The sequence below is a fragment of the Cupriavidus sp. 09_S30 genome, assembly GCF_056930435.1.
The window spans coordinates 1,243,293-1,265,017 of record NZ_JBXOWI010000001.1 but is presented as its reverse complement, the minus strand read 5'-3'; the positions used below and the strand labels follow the sequence as shown (position 1 = coordinate 1,265,017).

The following is a 21,725-nucleotide window of genomic DNA, read 5'->3' as shown; positions in this document are numbered from 1 at the left end:
TGTTCGCCCGCCAGCCCTTGATATAGCGCGGTCGTGATACTGCCGGCCCCATCAAGGTGCGCCCCTCGCAAGTCGGTAGCTTAGGGCGGCACTCGCAAAAGAAAAGAACAATCTTCGGACCGCGCTAAACGGCTGATTTGGCACGAAATGGACAGGGGAAAGACCCCAAAATGGGTGGCGCAGCGCGCGTAAGTCATTGATTTGCCATCATCACGGGACTTTGATGCACTTTGCAACTATCACAGAGTATTTCAACGTATTACAGAAACGCGGTAGAAATCGTGTCGAAACGTTACGACTGGAAACAAAAAACCCGGCGCCGCTCTTGATTCGCGTTTGAGGCGCGCGCTTGCATTCTCCGGGCGGCGCCCTACAGTAACGGCATTGCCGGCCCCCCGTGCGTGGCTGCAAACCCGTTGCGCAGGACATGAGAACGATCACGGGCCATGCTTCCGGAAACCCTTGCGCTATTATGCGGAGACTGTCGGGAATTACTGCCGACGCTCGCGGATAACAGCATAGACGCGATCATTACCGATCCCCCTTATGAGATCGGTTTTCTGAATCACGCGTGGGACAAGTCCGGTATTGCCAACGACCCCATTATGTGGGCGCAATGCCTGCGAGTATTGAAGCCCGGCGCGCATCTGCTCGCATTCTCCAGCGCCCGCACTTACCATCGCATGACCTGCGCCATAGAGGACGCCGGGTTCGAAATCCGCGATCAAATCGTGTGGGTCTATGGCGAGGGGTTTCCGAAATCCCTCGATGTCAGTAAAGCGATTGACCGTGCCGCGGGCGCCGATCGCATCATTACGCGCGACGGCAATCCGGAACCGCGCGCGCCCGGCGGCAAGTTTGACCATAATGCCAGCTCGGACCGCATTCGCCGCGATCAGCCGGCGACCGATGCCGCCGCTAAATGGCAGGGATTCGGGACCGCCTTAAAACCCGCGCATGAACCGATCTGCCTCGCGCGCAAACCGCTCGACAGGACCGTGGCGAATACCGTCCTGTCCTTCGGCACGGGCGCGCTCAATATCGACGGCTGTCGCGTCGGCAATGAAGGCGGGACCCGGCTCGACACGCCCGGCAGCGTCGGTCAGACGCTCTACGGGGGCGGACTCAACAGCGGCGGGTTTAGTCCCCTGGTCGACGGCCTCGGGCGATTCCCGGCAAATCTGATCCATGACGGCAGCGCGCCAGTCATTCAAGCATTCCACGGCGACGGTGGGCGATTCTTCTACTGCGCGAAACCGACCCAAAGCGAGCGCGGCCAGGACAACGACCACGCGACAGTTAAACCGCTGGCGCTAATGGGCTATCTGATCCGATTGATTACGCCGCCGGGCGGACTGATTCTCGACCCGTTCGCCGGCTCTGGCTCGACAGGCATTGCGGCATGGCGCGAGGGGTGCCGCTTTATTGGTTTCGACATACTGCCCTCGCATGTCGCACTCGCCAAACTGCGCGTTATCCGCGAAACCCGGCAGGCGCGGTTGTTTACCCCCGATGATCCGGTTACTGCGTCCGTTTATAACGGCGCACAAACCGAATTGTTTGACCACGATTCGCCCGGCACATAACCGGGCGTTTTTCATTCACGAAAGGGTAAATCATGGCATGGATCAAGGTCGATTCAGACATTATTGACAAAACAGAAGTAATCCGGCTTGCGGTTTCACTCGGCATTAATCCGGCGCAGGCGGTCGGATATCTTGTGCGCTTCTGGACTTGGGCAGTCAAGCATACGGACAACGGATTTCTGTCACACGTGACGTCACGCGATATTGACAACATGACGTGTCCCGGATGCGCCGATGCACTACTAGAAAGCGGTCTGATGTGTGCCGCGACGCGCGGCGATACGCCCGGTTTCCTGCTGTCCGCTTTTGACGAATGGAACCCGCGAAGCGAGGCGCAGCGCGGGAAGGACCGCGAACGCCAGTCACGCAAACGCCAGCGCGACAAGGGAAAAAACGTCACCCGTGACAAGGGAGTGACTGTCACCCGTGACGATGGCGTGATGTCACGCCCTACCGGTCTCGCGCGCGCGAGAAGATAAAACCATTGGTTTACAATGGGTGTCAGGTGTTAATAATTCAAAAGGTATTTCAGCGTCTACTGACCTAAAGCCTTTGAATAACCCTAACCGCGCGCGCGAGGCGACCGCCGTCGACAAACCCGATAATAAAAATTCGACCGACAAAACCGCGCCACCTAAGCCCGACCCAAACGGCAGCGGCTGGGCGACACTGGACGACGAACCGCCCCTACTCGCCCAACCCGAAAACGGCGGCCTGCGCGCCGTCCAGCTAATGCCACACGATACGTGGCAACCTATAGGCGCAAAACTGCGCGGCATTGGTAATCGATCATGATCGACAAAACCGGCGCCTGCAAAGTGTACGGCTGCATTCTCCCGGCGGTCTACAAAACCGGAGTGGACTGGTTTTGCGCGGCGCATTTCGAATCCGGTCCGGTCGATTGGCCGAATATCACGACCGAGTTACGGAAGCGCCGCCAGCTATTCAAGGCGATTTATCGGGCGCAGCAGTTAACCGAACTCGAGTGGCATAACGGCGCGGCGCAAATGGCAGCAGATTACATGCATTCGCATCATCGCCCGGATTTAGCGCCTCGGCAAACCCGCATCGTGCATTGCCTGACCGAACCGCGTTCCGGCTATCGGCTATGCGCCGACCGCGACGAAAACCAGAATCTGCAGCTATGGGCGAATCGGGTTAATATGACGCTGATCAATGAAGCCAAACGCAAGGGGATTGACGCGAGTATATCCGCGCCAACCGCCGACCCTAATACGGTCGGATATGCAGCGGTCAGGGGCTAGCCATGCAAATCGCCTTTTTCATTCTCGGAGAACCCGCCAGCAAGGCGAATAGCCGCGAGCTAGGCGTGGTGGCGTATCGTGACGATGATGGCGATTTGCGCCGCCGCCCCATTATCCGCAAATCCGAGAAAGGACGGGGCTATGCCCGCGATGCGCTCAAGCAGATTCCGCCCAAATGCCGGGTGGGTCTGTCCGGTCCGGTGCGGGTCACGATCCGGATTTATTACGCCAGCGAACGCCCGGACCTGGACGAAAGCATCATCCTCGATGCCCTGCAGGACCAATACCAGGCCGTCCGCCGTAATGGCGAGCGGCAGCGCGAGCTAGTCCAGCGTGGCGTTTATCATAATGACCGGCAGGTCCGGGAGAAACATATCTATCATGGGATTGACCGGAATAAGCCGCGCGCAGAGATAATCGTGGAACCAATCCAGGCGCAACAACTGGACCTCGGGGAAATGGGATCATGACCCAAGCCGTCCGCGCGGCATGGCGACAGACGCTGCCGGCGCGCATCCTCGCAGAGCTAGACGCCGCCGGGCCGCTGACCGCTGGCGCACTCGCGCGCCGGCTGGCCGACGCATCGCGCCCGACCGTCGCCGCGCGGCTCGCCGATCTGGCCGGCGTCGGTCTGGTCGTCGCCAGTACCGGGCCGGGCCGGCGACGCTATGCCAGCGCCGCGCCCGATGCGGACCGCTGGCAGGCGCAAACGCTCGCCGCCTTTGCCTCGGGGTCAGGCCGGTACGCCGACGCCAACGTGGGCCGTCTGCTGGCGTCCTATGGGGCGTCGTCGGGGCCGTCGACGGACGCCGGGCAGACTGGCAACTCGGAACCAGGGTGGCAACTCCCGCGCGCCCGGTCCCGCCCGCCCGGAGCGTGACATGCCGCGCGCGCCCTTCCGCACCACGCCGGTCGCGATCTGGGTGTCGTTCCTGCTGCGCCGGGTGCCGGCGAATGCCGGCGCGAGCCTGCGCCGCTCCTTGCTGGCGATGATGGAAACCGCGCCCGACCTGAACGCGATGCAGCGGGCGTGGCTCGCCCGGCTCTATGGCGGACCGCCGTCCGAGTCGGTCAACTTCGCCGGGCTGTCGCCGCTGGAAATCCGGGCGCAAGGCGCCTATGTGCTGATGATCTGCACGCAGCGCCTACGCGGTGCGGAGCTAGCCGCCGTCCTCGCGGCCTACGCGGACGGACCGGAACGCCTGCAGGGAATCGCCGGGCTGGCCGACGACCTGTATCGCGTCCATATGACCGCGTCGCGGATCGCCTTCGCGAATCTGGTCGCGCGGCACTATCAGCGCGGACGCGAAACCGCCGACCTGACGATGTGGGCCATTGCCAAGCGGACGGGCCTGTCCCGTAAGGCGCTGTATCGCCTCGCGCTGATCGTCGCGGATCACTGCGATGAATGCGAGCGTGCCGCGATCCGCCGGCTGGAACGGCTATTCATTCCGGACCTAGTCGACGAGATCGCGGACCTGTAGCCGATCATTTTGGCTTCCAAAAGTGGGATACACCAAGCTCAGAAAGCATGACGGGGTCGGACGCGATCAGTGGGTCTCCGCGACCCAGCTCGAGTTCCAAGCAGATGACTTGACGCTCCAAGTCCGCCACTCGCCGCCGCAACTTGTCCTCAGTTCCGCCAATGACCACCAGGCCAATCTGCGCCAGGATGGTCAAGCCCAAAAGCGCGACCCATGCGACAACCGCGAACCAGAATCCGCCGTCATCCAGGGCACGGGCAAGGTAGGGCTGTAAATTGACGTGGAGGCGAGCGAACGTGAGCCAAAACAGTGCCAGCGAATACAGTATCGTTAGGACGCCGAGTCGCCGCGCCCACCTGCCACTCGTCTCCTCACGCATTGGGGCTGCAACGCAACGCGGCAAGGGCCAGCATGAAAAGGGAAGCGAGAGTCTTTTTCATGCGCGCCATGCTATCGCTGGCCGGCTCGCATCGTGCACCCCGCTAGAGTGGGGTGACACAGAGAAAACCAAGTGGACGCCTATGCTGTCCGCGAAGACACCTGAGCCTCCCTACATCGCCTCAGTTTAGGAAGACGGTGCTCGTCGGGCCGTTACGTCTAATGGCAATCCCTAGCCGGTTTTTGCACTTTCGGGAATTCTGACCTATGGTGGCGCTAGACGTGGCAAGGTGCCGCCGCGCCAAAGACAAAGCCCGGTCATGCCGGGCTTTTCGTTTGGATCAGGTCGCGGATCACGCCGGGCAATGCTCCGAGATCACGGGTGGGCAGTTTCGACGCTTGCTGGGACGCTACCGGCAGGACTTGTGCGACGCCGTACATTGCACCGACGCAGTACAAGCAGATTTAGGTTAGGCTAACTGTCTTCCTGTCTCGCCTATCAATCCATACGTCCAGTGGGGTGTCTCATGCCGTGGCTCAGCCAGGTCGCACTCGCCGCTCTCGGATTACTCTGCTTTGTTGTGTTCGCCTCGGTTGGATTGGTTTTCGACTTTCGTGAGCTCGTGCTCTACCGAGCTCCCCATGCAATTGCTCTGTGGTTGAGCATTGGCCTCGTATTCGCGCTCCCATTCTGGCTACCACTGATCGTCGCAAGAGCTTGGCCCAGCGCACTGGCAAAGACTCGACTTTTTTGCGCCGCAGCGCTTTGCCTGCCTCCACTCTCGGTAGTGTGGTTTACACTTTCTAGCGCTGCCCACACGCCACGCCATTTCCCAACTGCAGGCACGGCCATGATGGTTGTCCCTTTTTCTATTGCGCTCGTTATTCTGCTCTGGCCAGACTCTTGGCGGTGCTCCAAAGCACGACCGCAGAGCTAACTTCGATTTGTTCGGCGAGCCGAAGTATCAACCGCTTTGGCAATGCCTTGAGCCCTCTATGGCTCGGCATCACGCGGTAATATTGAGCGTCGAGAAGAGGGGCGGCTGAGGCCGACAATGACCGCCGCGAACTTGTCCCGCATCACAGCAGTCAAGCGTACCACTATGCTCGCGCCCGGACATTTAAACTTAGCCCGGACAGCCAAAAATTTCTTTGTCGGAGGGCCGCATGCCCGCGCTGCTTATGTTGGGTCACATCTGGCGGTACATACCGCACTCCTTGATCAAGTCTCTCTCGAAAAAATTACCTTCTCCTCGCGTCGCGATTTTTATATTATCGATACTTTACGCCTCATTTGCATTTCCGGCAGCAACAACCCCTCCGGGGGAATTTTATAATTTCACGATAGGTGACAGCCACCACGGCACGACTGCCTCTTTTAGTGTGCCAAAAGAATACAACCCGGAAATCAAGGATGAATATTTTAGAGTCCTTGTTCTTTATCCGTCGATGACGCCCACCTTGAAACCTTATCGATACACAAAAAGCAGTCGAATCCTGGATATTGTTGTAATGCCCTATCCGCCAAACGGAAACGAAGTCGATAACGTACTTAGCGGGCGATTCGGAGCCAAAAAATTCGGCTCGGAGAACGGCTTCGACCTCTATTCCGAACCAGTCGGAAAAAGCGGGCGATCACTAGCATATGGCTTCCGCTCCAAAACGCACGATTATGTGCTTGTGACGGATTTTGGTGATTGGAGTGTCAAGTATAAAATAGCGTTCTCGAAGAATAAAAAATATATTGTTAGATGTTTTTTTGGGAAGGAAATCGGCTCGTCTTTTCAGCAAGTCCAGGCAGCAGTCGCTAAATTTGTTGAAACACTCCAGTCGCAGAAATAGCGGCCGTCAAGATTGGAAGAGACGGGTGGCGGAGATGGGTCCCAAATCGCCGATCAGGTGCCGTGGGCAGACTGACCGCAATGGAGCGTGCAGCGGCCAAATGAGATGGAATGCCGGGAGCCTGCCTGTCGCTGCGGATGCGGGGCGGCAGGAAGGGTTCAGCCACCCCGCGCTGCCCCAGTCCATGAACTCCCCGGAATTCGGCGATGAACCAAAAAAAGGGGGGGCCCCATGATTGCCCTTGTCCTGCTGGTCATTTCGCTGATTCTGCTGGTCGCGGCGGCGCTCAATGTCGCCTCGCCTCACCTGAACCTGACCGCTGCCGGGCTGGCGTTCGCCCTCGGCGCGCAGATCGCGAGTCATTTCGCGGCGTAGGGTGTCCCGTGTCTCCCCTCCCAGACGATGCCGGGCCAGAAATTGATCCGGACCGCAGCGCGACGCGGCGAAGCATGGCGGCGTTCGATCTGGTCCCGTTCTGGCTGGTAGTGCTGACGTTTGTCGGGCTGGCCGTGATCGCCGGTTGGGTTGGCATTGTTTGCCTGATCTGGCGCGCGGCGCTCCGACCATGCGCGTGATGCTGCTATGGCTTCCGATATCAGCGTCCGCGCCGACATCAAAGCGATTACGCGCAGCCTGACCGCATTCGCGCGGCAGCAAATCCCGTTCGCGACCGCACAGGCGCTAAACGCCGTCGCCGTCAAGGTCCAGCAGGGCGAACAGCAGAACATGGCGGAAAAGCTCGACCGCCCTACGCCTTTCACGCTGCGCGGTGTCTCGGTCAAGAAAGCGACCAAGGCGAGCCAGACCGCGACCGTGTTTGTCAAAGACATCCAGGCGCGCTATCTGCAACCGTCAGAGAAAGGCGGACCGCAGGTGCTGCCGGGCTCTAGCCGCGCGATGCTGTCCCCTGTCGCGCGGCAGATGCTGAACCGTTACGGCAACATTCCGCGCGGCAAGATCGCGACGCTGCGCACGCGCCCGGACGTATTCATCGGCACGATCAAAACCGCGTCGGGCGAAATGATTAGCGGTGTCTGGCAGCGACCGTTCAAGCGCAAAAATCCGAAGATTCGCGGGCGCTCGAAAGTCGCGCGCGGGGCCAACACTTCGGGGCATCTGCGGTTACTGATTCGTTTCGGTGATCCGCGCCCGGTCACGCCTCGCCTTGAGTACGGCGCGAAGGCGAAACAGATCGTCAACGCCAGCCTACGGCGCGAGTTTGATAAGGCGATGGCGCGCGCGATGGAAACCGCGAAGAAATGAAGGGGCTTCGATCATCATGCAAAACCCTTACGTGGAAGCATTGGCCGATGTCGCGAGCGCGGCCTGGAACAAGCCAGCAAAGATATCCGCAACGCGCGCACGCCTGACCAATTGCAGATTGCGACCGACTGCGCGACGTTCTGGACGGCGAAGCTAGAGGAACGCGCGAAGCTCCTGACCTCGCGCGAAGCCATGACGCAGGCGCAGCTACCTGCATCGCTTGGGACCCCCCAAAGCGAAGACTACTAGGGACAGCCCTCCCCTACCGTCGCGGGTCCTTCCCAGCCCTCGAAGCATCGCGGGCACTTCGCGCGCGCGTTTTTCGTCCGGCTGTGGATTTGCAAATGACTTGCCAATTTGCAAAGGCGAAACCATGAAAGGGATTTCAGTCCGCGAGTTTGCGCGGCGCGACGGCTGCAGTCACACGCGCGTCCAGAACGCGATCAAGGCGGGCGATCTGGTCGCGCTGCCAGACGGCAGGCTCGATCCCGCTTTGGTCGGCACGGCATGGCGTCCGATGAATCAGCGCAAGCTGCGCGCCGAAGAACTGCCGAAGCCCGGCGCGGTCCTGCACTCGACGGCGGACGCGACCGGCGCTGCGATGCCTGGTGCGCGCGATGGCGCAGGCGATGCCGAAGCGTCGCGCGCGAGTCTCTACGCTGACGCGCTGTATCGCAAAGAAAACCATATCGCCGCGCTGCGAGAACTCGAGTTTCTTCGAAAGTCCGGCGCGGTCATCGCGCTCGATCTGGCCGAGCAGGTCCTCTTTGAAAACTTCCGCGCCGTGCGCGATAGCTGGCTGAACTGGCCGGCACGGATTGCGCCGCTACTCGCGGCGGACTTGGGCGTGGACGCTGATCTATTGACGCGCCGCCTGATCGATTATGTCCACGCCCATCTAACCGAATTGGGCGACCCCGATGCAAGTTTTGTTGAGCGGGAAAATTGACCGGCTGAACGCAGCCTGTCGACGCGCCCTGTCGCCGCCGCCGCGCGTCACGCTGCCCGAGTGGGCCGACCGCTATCGGTCCGTCGCGGCAGAGTCGGGCGCCATATCCGGGCGCTGGCATACGGACCGGGTAGAGATTGCGCGCGGGCCGATGCTCGCGGTCACAGAACCGGGCGTGCATACGATCACGGTCATGACCTGCACGCAGCTCCTAAAGACGGAATTTCTGATCAACGTCTTCGGGTACTTCGCGCACCTGGACCCGTGTCCGATCCTGCTACTGCAGCCGAAAGAGGACGCCGCCGAAGAATTCAGCAAGGAACGCATCGCGCCTAACGTGCGCGTGACCCCCGTCCTAAAGGCGCGGGTGGGTGCCGACCGTGCCCGGCGCAGCAAGGAAACGCTGCGTCATAAGTCCTTTCCCGGCGGGTTTCTGATCCTCGCCGGGGCCGGCAGCCCGGACAACCTCGCGCGCCGTCCGGTGCGCGTTGTACTGGCTGACGAAATCGACCGCTACCCGGTCACAAAGGAAGGGGACCCGATCACGCTCGCCGAAGAACGGACGGCCACGTATGGGCTCAATTGGCTATCGGTGCGCGCCGGGTCCCCGACCGTCGAAGACGAAAGCCGGATCGAGGCGTCCTACCTGGACAGCGACCAGCGCCGCGCCTCGCTCGCCTGTCCGCACTGCGGGCACAGGATGTTCCCCGAGTTTTTCCGGCACGTGCAGTGGGACAAGGACGGCGATCAACACCACCCGGAAACGGCGCGGATTTACTGCGAGGCGTGCGGCACGGGCTGGACCGAAGGCGACCGCCTGCGCGCGCTGCTATCGGCGCGCTGGCATCAAACGCGGGCGTTCTTCTGCTGCGAACGCTGGCACGTGCCGCTGGACGATTACGCCGCCGCATGGCGCGGGGATCAGGCCGCGCCCCTCGATGCCGTGTGGGACTGGTCCGAATCGGATCGACACGCGGTCTACCGGGCCAAATGCCCGGACTGCGGGCAATGGGGCGTCTCGAATGTCCATGCGGGCTTTCACGCGCGCAAGCTCTACAGTCCGTGGCAAAAGGACAAGCCTAGCGATATCGCCGCCAAATGGCTGAAAGCCAAGGACGACGAAGACCGCAAACAGGCGTGGTGGAACACGCAGGAAGGGCTGCCCTATCGCCCGCACGCTGGCAAGGAACTGCGCCTGGAAGCGATGCAGGCGCGCGGCGAACTCTGGGCCGCAGAAGTGCCGGACGGCGTCGCCGTGCTGACCGCTGGCGTCGACGTACAGGACGACCGGATCGAATGCGAGATTGCCGGCTGGGGCCGCAATGAGGAAAGCTGGTCAATCGCCTATACCGTGCTCGATGGCGATCCGCAGGACCCGGAAGTCTGGGACCGGCTCGACGCGCATCTACAGCGGACCTGGACCCGTGCCGATGGGCGACCCTTTGCGGTCCTCGCGGCCTGCATCGATTCCGGACACTGCACGCAAAAGGTCTATGAATTCTGCAAGGCGCGCATCGGTCGGCATGTCTGGGCGATCAAGGGCGAGTCAGCGCGCAGCGGACAGCGCAACCCGGTCTGGCCGACCAAGAAACCCAGCAAGCGCAGCAAATCGACCTATCGACCCGTGATCATCGGCGTCAATGCCGCGAAGGACACGATCCGCGCGCGCCTGCATATCGAATCGCCGGGCAGCGGATACATGCACTTTCCCGCCGACCGCGATATCGGGTACTACGCGCAACTGACTGCCGAAGTCGCGGTGGTCAAGGTTGTACAGGGGCAGCGTTTCCGCATCTGGGAATTGCCGCGCGGCAAGGCAAACGAGGCACTGGATTGCCGCGTCTACAACTATGCGGCGCTCTGCGGCCTGTTTCATTTCGGCCTGCAATTGAACCGGCGCGCGGAGCAAGTCGCCGCGCCGTATGACGGACTGCCGCCGGCAGAGCGTCCGACGCTCGCGGGCGCAGCGCCTGCCGAACCTGGTTCTGGATCGCCTGCGCCTGCGCCTGCCGCCATCGTGCCGCGCGGGCCGACCGTGACGCAGGTCGCCGCGAAATCTTGGGCGAATCGTCTCGCCTGACCTGCACACCTTGGGGGATTCGATCATGGCGAACTGCGATTGCTGCGCGCCGGTCAGCCTTTTCTCTGGCATGACGCCGGACCAGCTACAGGCCGCGCTCGGCGCCGCGCAACAGGCGTATCTCGATTACATGATGGGCGGCAAAGGGGTGTCCTTTTCGTACACGCAGGGCGACGGCGCGCGCGCCGTGACCTTTTCCGCGACCAGTCCGGCGCAACTGTCGGCGCTGATCCGCCAGCTACAACAGGCGCTCGGGCTGATCTGCAAGGCTCGCCGGCCTGTCTATCCGCTCTATCGATAGAGGGGGCATCATGCCTGCCGAAATCACGCTTCTGGACCAGGACGGTCACGCGATGACGCCCAATCGGCGCGCGCTGATGCTGGCCGGGGGCTCGAACACGCCCTATGACGCCGCCGACAATTACGGCGCGCATATGGCGGCGTGGCAACCGTACCTCGGATCGGCGGATACCGACCTGGACATGTACCGGGACCGCATTGTGTCCCGCGTGCGCGATCTGGTCCGCAATGATGGGTGGGCGTCGGGCGGCGTCACGCGCATCCTAGACAATGCCATCGGCGCGAACTTCCGCCCCATCGCGAAACCCGACTATCGGGCGCTCGCGGCGATGACCGGCAATCCCGCTTTCGATGCCAAGTGGGCCGATGAATTCGGGCGCGAAGTCGAAGCGGCGTGGCGCACATGGGCCAACGATCCGGGCCGCTATGCCGACACGCAGCGGGCGCTGACGCTGCCGCAAATGTTCCGCCTCGCCTTTCGGCACAAGCTGGTGGACGGCGACGCGCTCGCGATCCTGTACTGGCTACCGGGCCGCATGGGGCCGGGCCGCGCGCACTACGCGACCGCGATCCAGGTCGTGGACCCGGATCGCCTGTCGAATCCCTATCTGCAATTCGATCAGCGATACATGCGCGGGGGCGTCAAGATTGACGACTACGGCGCGGCAGTCGGCTACTACATTCGCCGGGCGCATGCGGGCGACTGGTACGCGGCAGCGGACAGCATGACGTGGGACCTGATCGCACGCGAAACCGAGTGGGGGCGCCCCATCGTCGTGCATGACTTCGATCACGACCGCGGCGGGCAACACAGGGGCGGCGCGGGCGTGCTGACGCCGATCCTGCAGCGGCTAAAAATGCTGGTGAAGTATGACGGCGTGGAACTCGATGCCGCAATCATCAATTCGATTTTTGGCGCGTATATCGAAAGCCCGTTCGATGCGTCCTTTGTCGAAGAATCGTTAGGCGACAAGGCGCAGGAACTGACCGCCTACCAGCAGGCGCGCGCGGACTTCCATTGTGACCGACGCATCGTGCTCGGCGAGGCGCGTATGCCGATCCTGTTTCCGGGCGAGAAGATCAACACGGTCACGGCGGAACGCCCCAGCTCGAACTTCCGCGAGTTTGAAGGCGCGGTTCTGCGCAATGCCGCCGCCAGTATGGGCATATCCGCGCAGCAACTGTCGCAGGACTGGTCAGACGTGAATTACAGCAGCGCGCGGGCCGCACTGCTCGAAGCCTGGAAGACCTTGACCCGTCGCCGGATCGAATTTGCAACCGGCTTCGCGGCGCCAGTCTATGCCGCGTTCCTTGAGGAAGTGTTCGATTCGGACCCGCTGCCGCTGCCCGATGATGCGCCGGACTTTCTCGAAGCGCGCACGGCCTACAGCCAATGCCAGTGGATCGGGCCGGGGCGCGGCTGGATTGACCCGGTCGCGGAGAAACAGGGCGCAGTGCTCGGCATGGATGCCGGCCTGTCGACCCTCGAAGCGGAATGCGCAGAACAGGGGCTCGATTATGAGGAAGTCCTAGACCAGCGCGCACGCGAAGTCGAAGGATTCAAGGAACGCGGCCTGCCCGTGCCGTCATGGGCCGGAATGCAGAGCGCGAACGAAGTCATCACGAAGCCGCAGGCGGTCTAACCATGCACGCAAACCGATTGCCCCATTTGGCGCAGCGCCTGTTCAACGTGCCGATTGCCATCCGCCCGGAGAAAGCCGAAGTCATCATGTGCGCGCTGGCCGAACGCCTCGGCGTCTCGCAGCTATTCCGCCTCGATGGCGCGGCGCTGATGCCGCTCGCATTCGACCAGGAAGACGAAGACGACCAATACACGCGACGCGGGCGCGAACCGCAGGTCGGTTATGACAACGTCGCGGGCGTCGCGGTCATCCAAATCGAAGGGACCCTAGTTCAGAAGCTCGGCAGCGTGCGCCCCTGGTCGGGCATGACGGGCTATGACGGCATCCGGCAAAACTTCCTGCAGGCGCTGACCGATCCGCAGATTTCCGCGATTGTCCTGGACATCGATTCGCCCGGCGGCGAAGTCGCGGGCGCGTTCGATTTGGTCGACACGATCTATCAAGCGCGCGGGACTAAACCGATCTGGGCAATCCTGAATGAAGGCGCGTATTCGGCGGGCTATGCCATCGCGAGCGCAGCGGACCGGATCACGGTCCCGCGCACGGGCGGCGCGGGCTCGATTGGCGTCCTGATGATGCATGTCGACTGGTCGCGTTCCCTAGCAGACGCCGGACTGGTCGTGACCTTCATTGCCTACGGCGAGCGCAAAACGGACGGCTATCCCGAACTGCCACTCGCTGACGAAGCCTTAGCGCGCTATCAGGCGGATATCGACACGATGGGCGACCTATTCGTGCAGACCGTCGCGCGCAATCGTGACCTTTCAGCCGATGCGGTTCGGGCGACGCAGGCGGCGACCTTTCTCGGCGCGGATGCCGTGCGTCGGGGACTCGCGGACGCGGTCGCATCGCCAGATGCGGCCTTCCGCGAACTCTTGCAATCGCTCGCCGCTTGAATTCTTAACGGAGATTGTCAGATATGAAAACGCTACAGATCGCCGCGAATGGTGCGGCACGCTTCGCGCATCTGCTGGGCCTGCCCGTCAAGGCGGCAAAAGCCGAAGACGATGAAGACGAAGACAAGAAGGACAAGGAAGCCAAGCGCGGCAGCGCCGAAGACCCGGAAAAAGACGACGACGACGACGAAACGAACGAGAACGCCGAATCGGAAGATCCGGACAAGGAAGACGAAGACGCCGAAGACGACGACCAGGACAAAAAGGACGACGACAAGGAAGGCAAAAAGGCGAAGGGCCGCGCGCAGGACGACGACGAAGAAAGCGCCGCCGCTGCCGCGATCACGCTTGCCGCCCGGCGCGCAGAGCGCGCACGCTGCGCCGCGATCTTTGGCTGTGCCGCCGCTGGCGTGCGTCCGGACCTTGCCGCGCATCTAGCCTTCCAGACGGGCATGTCACGCGCGAAGGCAATCCCGCTACTCGAAGCCGCCGCAGCGGGCGGACCTGTCAAGCGCGGCAGCGGTGCCGGCCTCGCGCTGCGCATGGCATCGGTACAGGTGCCCAACGTCGGCACGGAAGGCAAGCAAGGACCGCAGTCCGCCGCCGAACAGGTCGTCGCGGCCTACAACAAGGCGTTAGGCGTTAAAGCCTGATCGCTCTCCCCTCCCCCACTCACGGAGATTTCAATCATGGCGACTACTGTCACGCCGGTGGGCGATAACGCCTTTGCGCCGGGCATGGTGTCGGAAACCTATATCCCCGATCAACTGATCGCCGGGGACCTGAAACTGGTGACGCAGGGACAGGCGACGATCAGCGGCGGCGCGGCCTATGTTCGCGGAACCATCATGGGCATGATCACTGCGACGGGGAAATACGTCCCGTATAACTCGGCGGCGTCCGATGGCAGTCAGAACCCGTCCGCGATTCTGGTCGACAACGTCGACGCGACGGCGGGCGATGTCAATTCCGGTGTCTATCTGACGGGCGAATTTAACGGCAACTGCACGACGCCTGCGTTCCCGACGCTGACCGCTGCCGCCGTCGCCGCACTTCGCCCATTCGCGATTTTCATCAAAACGCCGGTCACGGCTACCGATCCCACCTAAACCAACCTCGCGCAAACCAAAGACAAGCCCGGCTCTGCCGGGCTTTTTTGTTTGCCTAACCTCTCAGGGAGTCTGCCGTGTCCGCCTTCGTTTATGACACTAATTTGCTGATTCAGATCGTCCCGAATCTGAAACTCGCGCAGCAATTCATGCTCGATCGTTTCTTTCCCAATGTCGTGACAGCGGATACGGAAACGGTATCGATCGACGTGGATGTCGGGATTCGCCGCATGGCGCCATTTGTCTCGCCCCTGGTCGAAGGCAAGCTGGTCGAACAACGCCGCTATCAGACGAACGAATTTAAGCCTGCGTATATCAAGGACAAGCGCGCGCCCGATCTGCGCAAGCCCGTTCGCCGCATGATCGGCGAGCGCATCGGCGGCAGCATGACCGGCGCGGAACGCGAACAAGCCAACCTGATGTTCGAAATGGCCGATCAGGTCGATATTCTGAACCGCCGCCTCGAATGGATGGCCGTGCAGACCATGCTCAACGGCAAGGTCACGATTGCCGGCGACGGCTTCCCGACTGCGGTCGTCGACTTCGGTCGCGATCCGTCGCTGACCGTCTCGAAGACTGGCACGGGCCAATGGACCGAAGCGAATATCAACGCCGGCACGGCACAGCCGGCGACCGATATCGATACATGGCAAAACCTGATTCTGAAAAAGTCAGGGGCCAAGGTGACGGACATCATTTTTACGGTGTCGTCCTTCGCCGCGTTCTGCCTTGATGCGCGCGTCAAGGGGGCCGTCTTTTATCCCGCGCTTGCGCCGTTCGGGAACGCCATCAATCCGGGCGCTGCCATCGAACAGGGCGCGGTCTATAAAGGGCGCTGGGGGCAATATGACCTCTGGATTTATAACGACTGGTATGTCGACGCCGCGACCAATGTCGAAACGCCGATGATCGTCGACGGCTCGGTCCTGATGTGCGGGCCGAACATGCTCGGCACGCGCGCGTTCGGCATGATCCTTGATCCCGCGTTCAACTATCAGTCCCTGCCCTACGCGCCGAAAACTTGGCTGATGGAAGACCCAGGCCAGCGTCTGATCATGATGCAGTCGGCACCGATCACGATCCCGTCGCGGGTCAATGCCTGCCTGTCCGCCAACGTCTGCCCGCCGGTCGTCAGCTAACCACCGCGCTCGCTGTTCTCCCTCCACTGTCCTGTCTCAACTCCAAAGGGGTTACATCATGGCTACGCAAAAAAGCGGCGGCGCTGTCGTCGCGCGTGGAAACACGGTCAACCATAACGGCGTGAATTTCGGACCGGGTCAAACGGTCCCCGATCTGCCTGCCGACGAAGTCAAGCGGTTGCAGGCGCTCGGCGCGCTGGAACCGGATGAGGATACGCCGCCCGTCAATGAGCGCAGCGGGCCGACCGTGTCATCGGAAGCCGGTCCGACTATCAGCAAGAAATAGGGGCGCTGCCGTGATCGATTGGGATGCGTGCGTCCTTGCGCCGAACTTCGCCGTGTTTGGCGAGCCTGCGCAATATCAGCCCGTGGCCGCCGGTTCGTCGTCCTTCCCGATAGACATCATTTTCGACCGGGCCTATACGCGGGAATTCCTGCTGGAAACGGGCCAGATCGGCGTGACGACTGTCAGCCCGACTGCCGGCGTCCGTCTTGCGCAATTCGACGCGCAGAGTGTGACGCCGCAACAGAACGACAAGCTCTATGTGCCGCGCCTCGATCTGACTTTCATCGTGCGCGAAGTCCGTCCGGATAGCCACGGCGGCGCGCGCCTGATGCTCAACCGGCTGTCGTCATGACAACGTCCGTCGATCTGGTCCAGCTCACGGTGGAAGCTCTCACGGGCCGCACCGATGCCGGGACCAATGTCTACGCGCCGCGCGACTGGCCGACATGGAACGGGGACTATCCCGTTCTGTTTGTCTCTGCGCCAGATGAGGAAGGGCAGTCGCTAGGCCGCAACGCGCCGCAATTCACGGTCACGACGACCCTACAAATTGAGGCACGTATGCAGGTCCCGGCGATGGCTGCAGACGCCGCAGCGGCGAACCTGATGGACCAGGCGCAGCGTTTCCGCGACGAAATCAAACAGGCGGTTATCAACTATCCGGACCTGATTTCGATCCTGCAGCAATACCCGTTTTTCCGGTCAAGCATCACGACCGATCCAAGCGGCGACGAACATCTAGCGCAATTGCTGATGCATATCGGGATGGAGTTTTACCAAGGGCCGGAAGACTTTTATCCATACCCCACCACGTCCGTCGACGACCTGCACGTCTACATGGATTCGATCAACGTCTACGACCCGAACGGGACGTATCCGAATCCGCCATTCCCCGACGCGGTCACGCCTGCGCCGCGCACGACCGGACCGGATGGGCGCAACGAAGGCGAGATTTCGATCAATCCGCAACAGCAAAAGGACAGCAAATCATGACCAAGGTAAAACCCGCGCCTGGAATGAAAATCCGCGATCCGGCAACCGGCCTGTTTATCAGCGATGACGGCCAGGACGTAGACGAAAAAAGCCTTTATTGGTTTCGACGCCTGCGCGATGGCGACGTGGTCGAAGCGGACGGCAGCAAGGCGGCAAAGGCGGATGCGCCCGACAAGCCGGCGCGCAAGTAAAGGGGAATTGTCATGACTATTCCGTTCAAAAACATTCCGGCGAATTTGCGCGTACCGCTGTTCTACGCCGAACTCGATAACAGTCACGCCAATTCCGGGCAGACGACCACGCGGGCGCTGGTGATTGGGCAGATGATCACGACAGGCAGCGGCGAGGGATCAGGCACGCCCAACGTGCCGCAGATTTCCGCAGGCGTCTCCGACGCGAAAGCGGTCGGCGGCGCGGGCTCGATGCTGGCGCTGATGACGCAGGGATACCGCAATGCGGATACCTTCGGCGAACTCTGGTATCTGCCGCTCGCTGATGATCCCGCCGCCGTGGCTGCCGCCGGCTCCGTGTCCTTCACTGCGCCGCCAACGGGTAACGGCGTGCTGTCGCTGTATATCGCGGGCACGCTGGTATCGATGACTGTCGCGCCGACGATGTCCACCGCGCAGTGTGCGACCAATCTCGCCGCGCTGATCAATCAAAACCTTGACCTGCCCGTGACGGCAACAGGCGCAACGAATGCCGTCAACCTGACCGCCAAGAACGCCGGGCTGGCCGGCAACGATATCGATCTGCGGTTCAACTATCGCGGATCGGCGGGCGGCGAAGTCATGCCGCCGGGGCTTGCCGCGACGATAACCGCGATGGCCGGCGGGCTCAAGAATCCCGATCTGACCGCTGGGCTTGCGGCGCTGTCCGATACGCCGTTCGATTACATCGCCTGCCCCTTCACGGATAGCGCGAGCCTGGACGCGATGAAATCGTTCCTGTCCAGCACAACCGGGCGCTGGTCATGGTCCATGCAGCTATACGGCGGCGCATATGCAGCGATGCGCGGCACGCTCGGCAGCCTGCAGACCTTCGGCAATGGTCGCAATGATGAGCATATGTCGATCATGGGTTTCGACGATTCGCCAACGCCCAACTTCGTGTGGGCCGCGACGATTACCGGGTCTGTCGCCGTCTCCGCGAGCGCCGATCCGGCCCTGCCGCTGCAGACAGTCGCACTGCCCGGCATCCTGCCGCCGCCACCGCAATCGCGCTTCGATATCACGGAGCGCAACACGCTGCTGTGGGACGGGATTTCCACCTTTGCAGTCGCGCAGGACGGGACCGTATCGATTGAAAACCTGATCACGACCTATCAGGTCAACGCGTTCGGTCAGCCCGATAACAGTTATCTGGAAGTCGAAACGCTGAACACGATTGCCTACGTCCTGCGGCAGCTCAAGATCGAATTAACCAGCAAGTTTGCGCGGATGAAACTTGCGGCGGATGGGACCCGCTTCGCGCCGGGCTCCGCGATTGTCACGCCCTCGATCATCAAAGCGGACCAGATCGCGAAATATCAGGAACTCGAATACAACGGCTACGTGCAGCAATCGGACGTGTTCGCGAAAGCGATCATTGTTGAAATCAACGCGCAGAACCCGAATCGCGTCGACGTCCTCTATCCCGCCGTGCTGATCAATCAACTGCGTATTTTCGCCCTGCTTTTCCAATTCACCCTGCAGTAACGCGCGCTCGCGTCATCGATATCGAACCGCCATTAGGGCGGTTTTTTTATTTCCGGAGCGGATCATGCCTGACTTTAGCAATCGCCTAGCCGGGACCGCCAATATCACGATTGACGGCCAAAACTACATGCTGGTGGGGGACTTCGAATATAACCCGTCGCAATTCACGCGCGAGTCCTTGACCGGCATGGACGGCGTACACGGGTACAGCGAGAAGCCGCGACCCGGCGGCATCAATGCGACGCTACGCGATGCGGGCGGGCTGTCCGTCGCCGCGATCAACGCGATGCGCAACAGCACGATTGTCTGCCAGTTAGCCAACGGCAAAACGGTCATCGGTCGAAACATGTGGACGATTGAAGATCAGACGGCGAAGGCGGCAGACGCGACTATCGAAGTCAAGTGGGAAGGGCTTTCAGTAACGGAAGCCTAAGCGACCTATGCCCGATCAACCCGAAGAACTCGTTCTGAAATTGCGCAAGGTCGTGACGCTTGGCAATGGGTCCGATGCCCTGGTCTATGAATCGCTGACCCTGCGCGAGCCAACCGCGGGCGAACTCGAAAAGGCGACGCGCGCCGATACGAATGTCGGCGTGGGCATCACGCTGATTTCGCTAGTCGCAGGCGTGCCGCGCGCTGCCGTCGAAAAGCTCACCAACCGCGATTTCAAGGACGCGAACGACTATCTCGGGGGTTTTACCTCGGATGGTCCCGAGACTGGTCCAGCGCCCTAGCCGAAGTGACCAAATTTTACGGATGGGGACCGTCCGAAGCATGGGCGCTGCCGCTGTCGCGCTTGCAATGGTGGCATGACCAAATGATCCGCATGATGAAGACCGCGCAGGGCTGACCGCAGGGCTGACCTATGGCAAACACTTTCACGATCACGATCAGCGCCGTCGACAAAGCGACGGCGACCGTTCGCAAGATCAACGACCAGATTGCCCGCATTACCGCGCCGGTCTCGAACCTTAAAAAGTCAGTCGGCGCTTTCAGCAAAGAAGCGGGATTCGACAAGGTCAGCGCGGGATTTAATCGCGTCACCAATTCGGCGCGGTCCTGCGTCTCTGCCGTCAGCAATCTGGTCCCGATCATGGGCACGCTGACCGGGATCGCGACAGTCGGCGGGATCGTCGCGCTGGCGAATAACTGGGGCCAGCTCGCGCAGCAGATCGCGAACACTTCGGCGGAACTCGGCATGTCGACCACGGAAGTGCAGGGATACCAGAACGCCGCCAAGCTGGCCGGCGTATCGTCCGAATCCATGACCGCCAGTCTGAAGGGACTCGGCGATGCGCTCGAAGATGCGACCTATGGGCGCAATGGTCAGGCGCTGGTCATGATGAATCAACTCGGCATCAGCATGACGCGCATGAAGACCGGCGCGGTCGATGTCGCGCGCGGGATGCGTCAAGTCGCCGAAGCGGTCGCGGCGCAGAAGGGCAACGTACAGGCGCAGCGTTTGATTTTGCGCACATTGCATATATCGGAAGACCTATTGCCGGCCCTCCAAGGCGGCGCAAAAGCGTGGGAAGCATACGTGGCCGCCGGGCGCAAAGCCACCATGTCAGAAGCCGAAATTAAACGCGGCGAAGCCTATCAGCAAAGCGTGGCACAACTGACGCTGACGCTGGACAAGCTCAAGAACACGATAGGCGGCGCGCTGAGTCCAGTCCTGCAACCCATGTTGGAGCAATTCGGCAAGTGGGTGGATAAGAACCGCGACCTGATCGCGACCAATGTCGCGGACGCGGTTAAAAGCATCGCGGGATGGATTCAGTCGGTCGACTGGAAAAAGGTCGGCGAGGATATCGGCAAGTTTGTCGACGCGCTCGGCGGCGTCAAAGGCGTGGCGCTTGCTATCGCGGGCATTTCGTTTGCCGGGCCGATTGCCGGGCTTGTCAGCCTGACGACCAGCCTTGTCAGTCTCGCAACGACGATCCTGCCGGCAGTCGCGCGTGGGATTCTCGGCGTCGGCGGCGCAGTGGCCGAAGCCGCGACAGTGGCCGGCGGTGCGGCGGCTGGCGGCGCAGTGGCAGGCGGCGCGGGTGGCGCTGCTGCAGGGGCCGGCGCGGGCTGGCTCGCGCGCATGGCGGGCTTGATTACGCCGTTGCGCCTTACCGGGGCGGGGCTGTTCGCGGGCTTGGCGCTCTATTCGCCGAATCTCAATACAGGCGAATCCGAAGAACTCGCGCGGCGTCGCGGCGAAAAAGTGGGACCGACCGCCAGTGCGAAGGACGCGGCAGCATTCTTTACCGCGCACGGCTGGACGAAGGAACAGGCCGCCGGCATCGTCGCGAATCTGAACCGCGAAAGCGCGCTGAATCCTGCAGCGGTCGGCGACAAGGGCGCCGCCTATGGCATCGCGCAATGGCATAAGGACCGCCAAGCCAATTTCGAGAAATGGGCCGGCAAGCCGATTGCGCAATCATCGCTTGCGGAACAACTCGCTTTCGTCAATTACGAATTGACCGAAGGGACCGAGAAGCGCGCCGGGACCGCGCTGCGCGGCGCGAAGTCCGCCGCCGAAGCTGGGGACATCGTGTCCCGCATGTATGAGCGCCCGGCACAGACCGCGATGGAAGCCGCAACCCGCGCAGGCGCCGCCACGGCGCTTGCGGGCGCAATGACGCCCGGTGCGCCGGTCGCGAGCGCCGCCGGGCCTGCAGGCGCGTCCGGGACCGTGCATGTTGACGTTTCCTTATCGGGTGCGCCTGCCGGGACCAAGGTCAACGCAAAGGCATCGGGCAATGTCACGACGCAGACCCGCGTTCGTGACTCGATGCTGACCGCGAACGCCGTGTAAGGGGCGATC

The 21,725-nt window shown here is 61.8% G+C and carries 27 protein-coding genes; 26 read left to right on the top strand and 1 reads right to left on the bottom strand.

Annotation, left to right across the window (positions count from 1 at the left end; genetic code table 11):
- The first annotated feature begins 446 nt into the window (after nucleotides 1–446).
- From AC1Z3O_RS06015 to AC1Z3O_RS05990, 6 genes are all read left to right on the top strand, one after another.
- Nucleotides 447–1,586 (top strand): DNA-methyltransferase, encoded by a 1,140-nt coding sequence (locus tag AC1Z3O_RS06015; RefSeq protein ID WP_483514328.1) that lies wholly within the window; start codon nucleotides 447–449, stop codon nucleotides 1,584–1,586.
- A gap of 32 nt (nucleotides 1,587–1,618) precedes the next feature.
- Nucleotides 1,619–2,065 (top strand): hypothetical protein, encoded by a 447-nt coding sequence (locus AC1Z3O_RS06010; protein WP_483514326.1) that lies wholly within the window; start codon nucleotides 1,619–1,621, stop codon nucleotides 2,063–2,065.
- A 312-nt stretch (nucleotides 2,066–2,377) separates the two neighbouring features.
- Complete coding sequence (locus tag AC1Z3O_RS06005; RefSeq protein ID WP_483514324.1) at nucleotides 2,378–2,851, top strand: hypothetical protein; 474 nt, start codon at nucleotides 2,378–2,380, stop codon at nucleotides 2,849–2,851.
- A 2-nt stretch (nucleotides 2,852–2,853) separates the two neighbouring features.
- A complete protein-coding gene (locus AC1Z3O_RS06000; RefSeq protein ID WP_483514323.1) occupies nucleotides 2,854–3,321 on the top strand; it encodes a RusA family crossover junction endodeoxyribonuclease in 468 nt (155 codons plus the stop codon).
- Nucleotides 3,318–3,731 carry a helix-turn-helix domain-containing protein gene (locus tag AC1Z3O_RS05995; protein WP_483514322.1) on the top strand — a complete coding sequence of 138 codons (414 nt, stop codon included), beginning with the start codon at nucleotides 3,318–3,320 and terminating at the stop codon, nucleotides 3,729–3,731. The genes AC1Z3O_RS06000 and AC1Z3O_RS05995 overlap by 4 nt, the downstream gene beginning before the upstream one ends.
- A 1-nt stretch (nucleotide 3,732) precedes the next feature.
- Nucleotides 3,733–4,335 carry a hypothetical protein gene (locus AC1Z3O_RS05990; RefSeq protein WP_483514321.1) on the top strand — a complete coding sequence of 201 codons (603 nt, stop codon included), beginning with the start codon at nucleotides 3,733–3,735 and terminating at the stop codon, nucleotides 4,333–4,335.
- A gap of 4 nt (nucleotides 4,336–4,339) precedes the next feature.
- Here AC1Z3O_RS05990 and AC1Z3O_RS05985 read toward each other — a convergent pair whose 3' ends face one another.
- Nucleotides 4,340–4,714 carry a hypothetical protein gene (locus tag AC1Z3O_RS05985; RefSeq protein ID WP_483514319.1) on the bottom strand — a complete coding sequence of 125 codons (375 nt, stop codon included), beginning with the start codon at nucleotides 4,712–4,714 and terminating at the stop codon, nucleotides 4,340–4,342.
- 1,166 nt (nucleotides 4,715–5,880) lie between these two features.
- On the opposite strand from AC1Z3O_RS05985, the gene AC1Z3O_RS05980 reads away from it, so the two are divergent.
- From AC1Z3O_RS05980 to AC1Z3O_RS05885, 20 genes are all read left to right on the top strand, one after another.
- Entirely contained in the window at nucleotides 5,881–6,555 is a 675-nt protein-coding gene (locus tag AC1Z3O_RS05980; protein WP_483514317.1) for a hypothetical protein, read from the top strand.
- A 231-nt stretch (nucleotides 6,556–6,786) separates the two neighbouring features.
- The gene (locus AC1Z3O_RS05975) at nucleotides 6,787–6,930 is read left to right on the top strand and encodes a hypothetical protein (protein WP_483514315.1); all 144 of its coding nucleotides are present in this window, start codon (nucleotides 6,787–6,789) and stop codon (nucleotides 6,928–6,930) included.
- A gap of 74 nt (nucleotides 6,931–7,004) precedes the next feature.
- On the top strand, nucleotides 7,005–7,130 hold the full coding sequence (locus AC1Z3O_RS05970) for a hypothetical protein (RefSeq protein ID WP_483514313.1): 126 nt from the start codon (nucleotides 7,005–7,007) through the stop codon (nucleotides 7,128–7,130).
- Nucleotides 7,131–7,137: 7 nt separating this feature from the next.
- Entirely contained in the window at nucleotides 7,138–7,818 is a 681-nt protein-coding gene (locus tag AC1Z3O_RS05965; protein ID WP_483514312.1) for a hypothetical protein, read from the top strand.
- 373 nt (nucleotides 7,819–8,191) lie between these two features.
- Nucleotides 8,192–8,767 (top strand): hypothetical protein, encoded by a 576-nt coding sequence (locus AC1Z3O_RS05960; protein WP_483514310.1) that lies wholly within the window; start codon nucleotides 8,192–8,194, stop codon nucleotides 8,765–8,767.
- Nucleotides 8,739–10,847, top strand: coding sequence for a phage terminase large subunit family protein (locus AC1Z3O_RS05955; RefSeq protein WP_483514308.1), 2,109 nt, complete (start codon nucleotides 8,739–8,741; stop codon nucleotides 10,845–10,847). Before AC1Z3O_RS05960 ends, AC1Z3O_RS05955 begins: the two co-directional genes overlap by 29 nt.
- 25 nt (nucleotides 10,848–10,872) lie before the next feature.
- A complete protein-coding gene (gene gpW / locus AC1Z3O_RS05950; RefSeq protein WP_483514306.1) occupies nucleotides 10,873–11,148 on the top strand; it encodes a gpW family head-tail joining protein in 276 nt (91 codons plus the stop codon).
- Nucleotides 11,149–11,158: 10 nt separating this feature from the next.
- Nucleotides 11,159–12,790: a phage portal protein gene (locus AC1Z3O_RS05945; RefSeq protein ID WP_483514304.1), complete on the top strand. Its 1,632-nt coding sequence runs from the start codon at nucleotides 11,159–11,161 to the stop codon at nucleotides 12,788–12,790.
- Between the two features lie 2 nt (nucleotides 12,791–12,792).
- Complete coding sequence (locus tag AC1Z3O_RS05940) at nucleotides 12,793–13,686, top strand: S49 family peptidase (protein ID WP_483514302.1); 894 nt, start codon at nucleotides 12,793–12,795, stop codon at nucleotides 13,684–13,686.
- 23 nt (nucleotides 13,687–13,709) lie between these two features.
- Nucleotides 13,710–14,339: a hypothetical protein gene (locus AC1Z3O_RS05935; RefSeq protein WP_483514300.1), complete on the top strand. Its 630-nt coding sequence runs from the start codon at nucleotides 13,710–13,712 to the stop codon at nucleotides 14,337–14,339.
- Between the two features lie 36 nt (nucleotides 14,340–14,375).
- A complete protein-coding gene (locus AC1Z3O_RS05930; protein WP_483514298.1) occupies nucleotides 14,376–14,795 on the top strand; it encodes a head decoration protein in 420 nt (139 codons plus the stop codon).
- Between the two features lie 77 nt (nucleotides 14,796–14,872).
- Nucleotides 14,873–15,934: a major capsid protein gene (locus AC1Z3O_RS05925; RefSeq protein WP_483514297.1), complete on the top strand. Its 1,062-nt coding sequence runs from the start codon at nucleotides 14,873–14,875 to the stop codon at nucleotides 15,932–15,934.
- A 58-nt stretch (nucleotides 15,935–15,992) separates the two neighbouring features.
- On the top strand, nucleotides 15,993–16,220 hold the full coding sequence (locus tag AC1Z3O_RS05920; protein WP_483514295.1) for a hypothetical protein: 228 nt from the start codon (nucleotides 15,993–15,995) through the stop codon (nucleotides 16,218–16,220).
- 10 nt (nucleotides 16,221–16,230) lie between these two features.
- Nucleotides 16,231–16,572 (top strand): head-tail joining protein, encoded by a 342-nt coding sequence (locus tag AC1Z3O_RS05915; protein WP_483514293.1) that lies wholly within the window; start codon nucleotides 16,231–16,233, stop codon nucleotides 16,570–16,572.
- Nucleotides 16,569–17,213 (top strand): ABC transporter permease, encoded by a 645-nt coding sequence (locus tag AC1Z3O_RS05910; RefSeq protein ID WP_483514292.1) that lies wholly within the window; start codon nucleotides 16,569–16,571, stop codon nucleotides 17,211–17,213. The genes AC1Z3O_RS05915 and AC1Z3O_RS05910 overlap by 4 nt, the downstream gene beginning before the upstream one ends.
- The gene (locus AC1Z3O_RS05905; RefSeq protein ID WP_483514290.1) at nucleotides 17,210–17,404 is read left to right on the top strand and encodes a DUF2635 domain-containing protein; all 195 of its coding nucleotides are present in this window, start codon (nucleotides 17,210–17,212) and stop codon (nucleotides 17,402–17,404) included. Before AC1Z3O_RS05910 ends, AC1Z3O_RS05905 begins: the two co-directional genes overlap by 4 nt.
- A 12-nt stretch (nucleotides 17,405–17,416) precedes the next feature.
- Nucleotides 17,417–18,910: a phage tail sheath subtilisin-like domain-containing protein gene (locus tag AC1Z3O_RS05900; protein ID WP_483514289.1), complete on the top strand. Its 1,494-nt coding sequence runs from the start codon at nucleotides 17,417–17,419 to the stop codon at nucleotides 18,908–18,910.
- 64 nt (nucleotides 18,911–18,974) lie between these two features.
- On the top strand, nucleotides 18,975–19,343 hold the full coding sequence (locus AC1Z3O_RS05895; RefSeq protein ID WP_483514288.1) for a phage tail tube protein: 369 nt from the start codon (nucleotides 18,975–18,977) through the stop codon (nucleotides 19,341–19,343).
- Between the two features lie 7 nt (nucleotides 19,344–19,350).
- Complete coding sequence (locus tag AC1Z3O_RS05890) at nucleotides 19,351–19,644, top strand: phage tail assembly protein (RefSeq protein WP_483514287.1); 294 nt, start codon at nucleotides 19,351–19,353, stop codon at nucleotides 19,642–19,644.
- A 131-nt stretch (nucleotides 19,645–19,775) separates the two neighbouring features.
- A complete protein-coding gene (locus AC1Z3O_RS05885) occupies nucleotides 19,776–21,716 on the top strand; it encodes a phage tail tip lysozyme (RefSeq protein ID WP_483514286.1) in 1,941 nt (646 codons plus the stop codon).
- The last annotated feature ends 9 nt before the right edge of the window (nucleotides 21,717–21,725 follow it).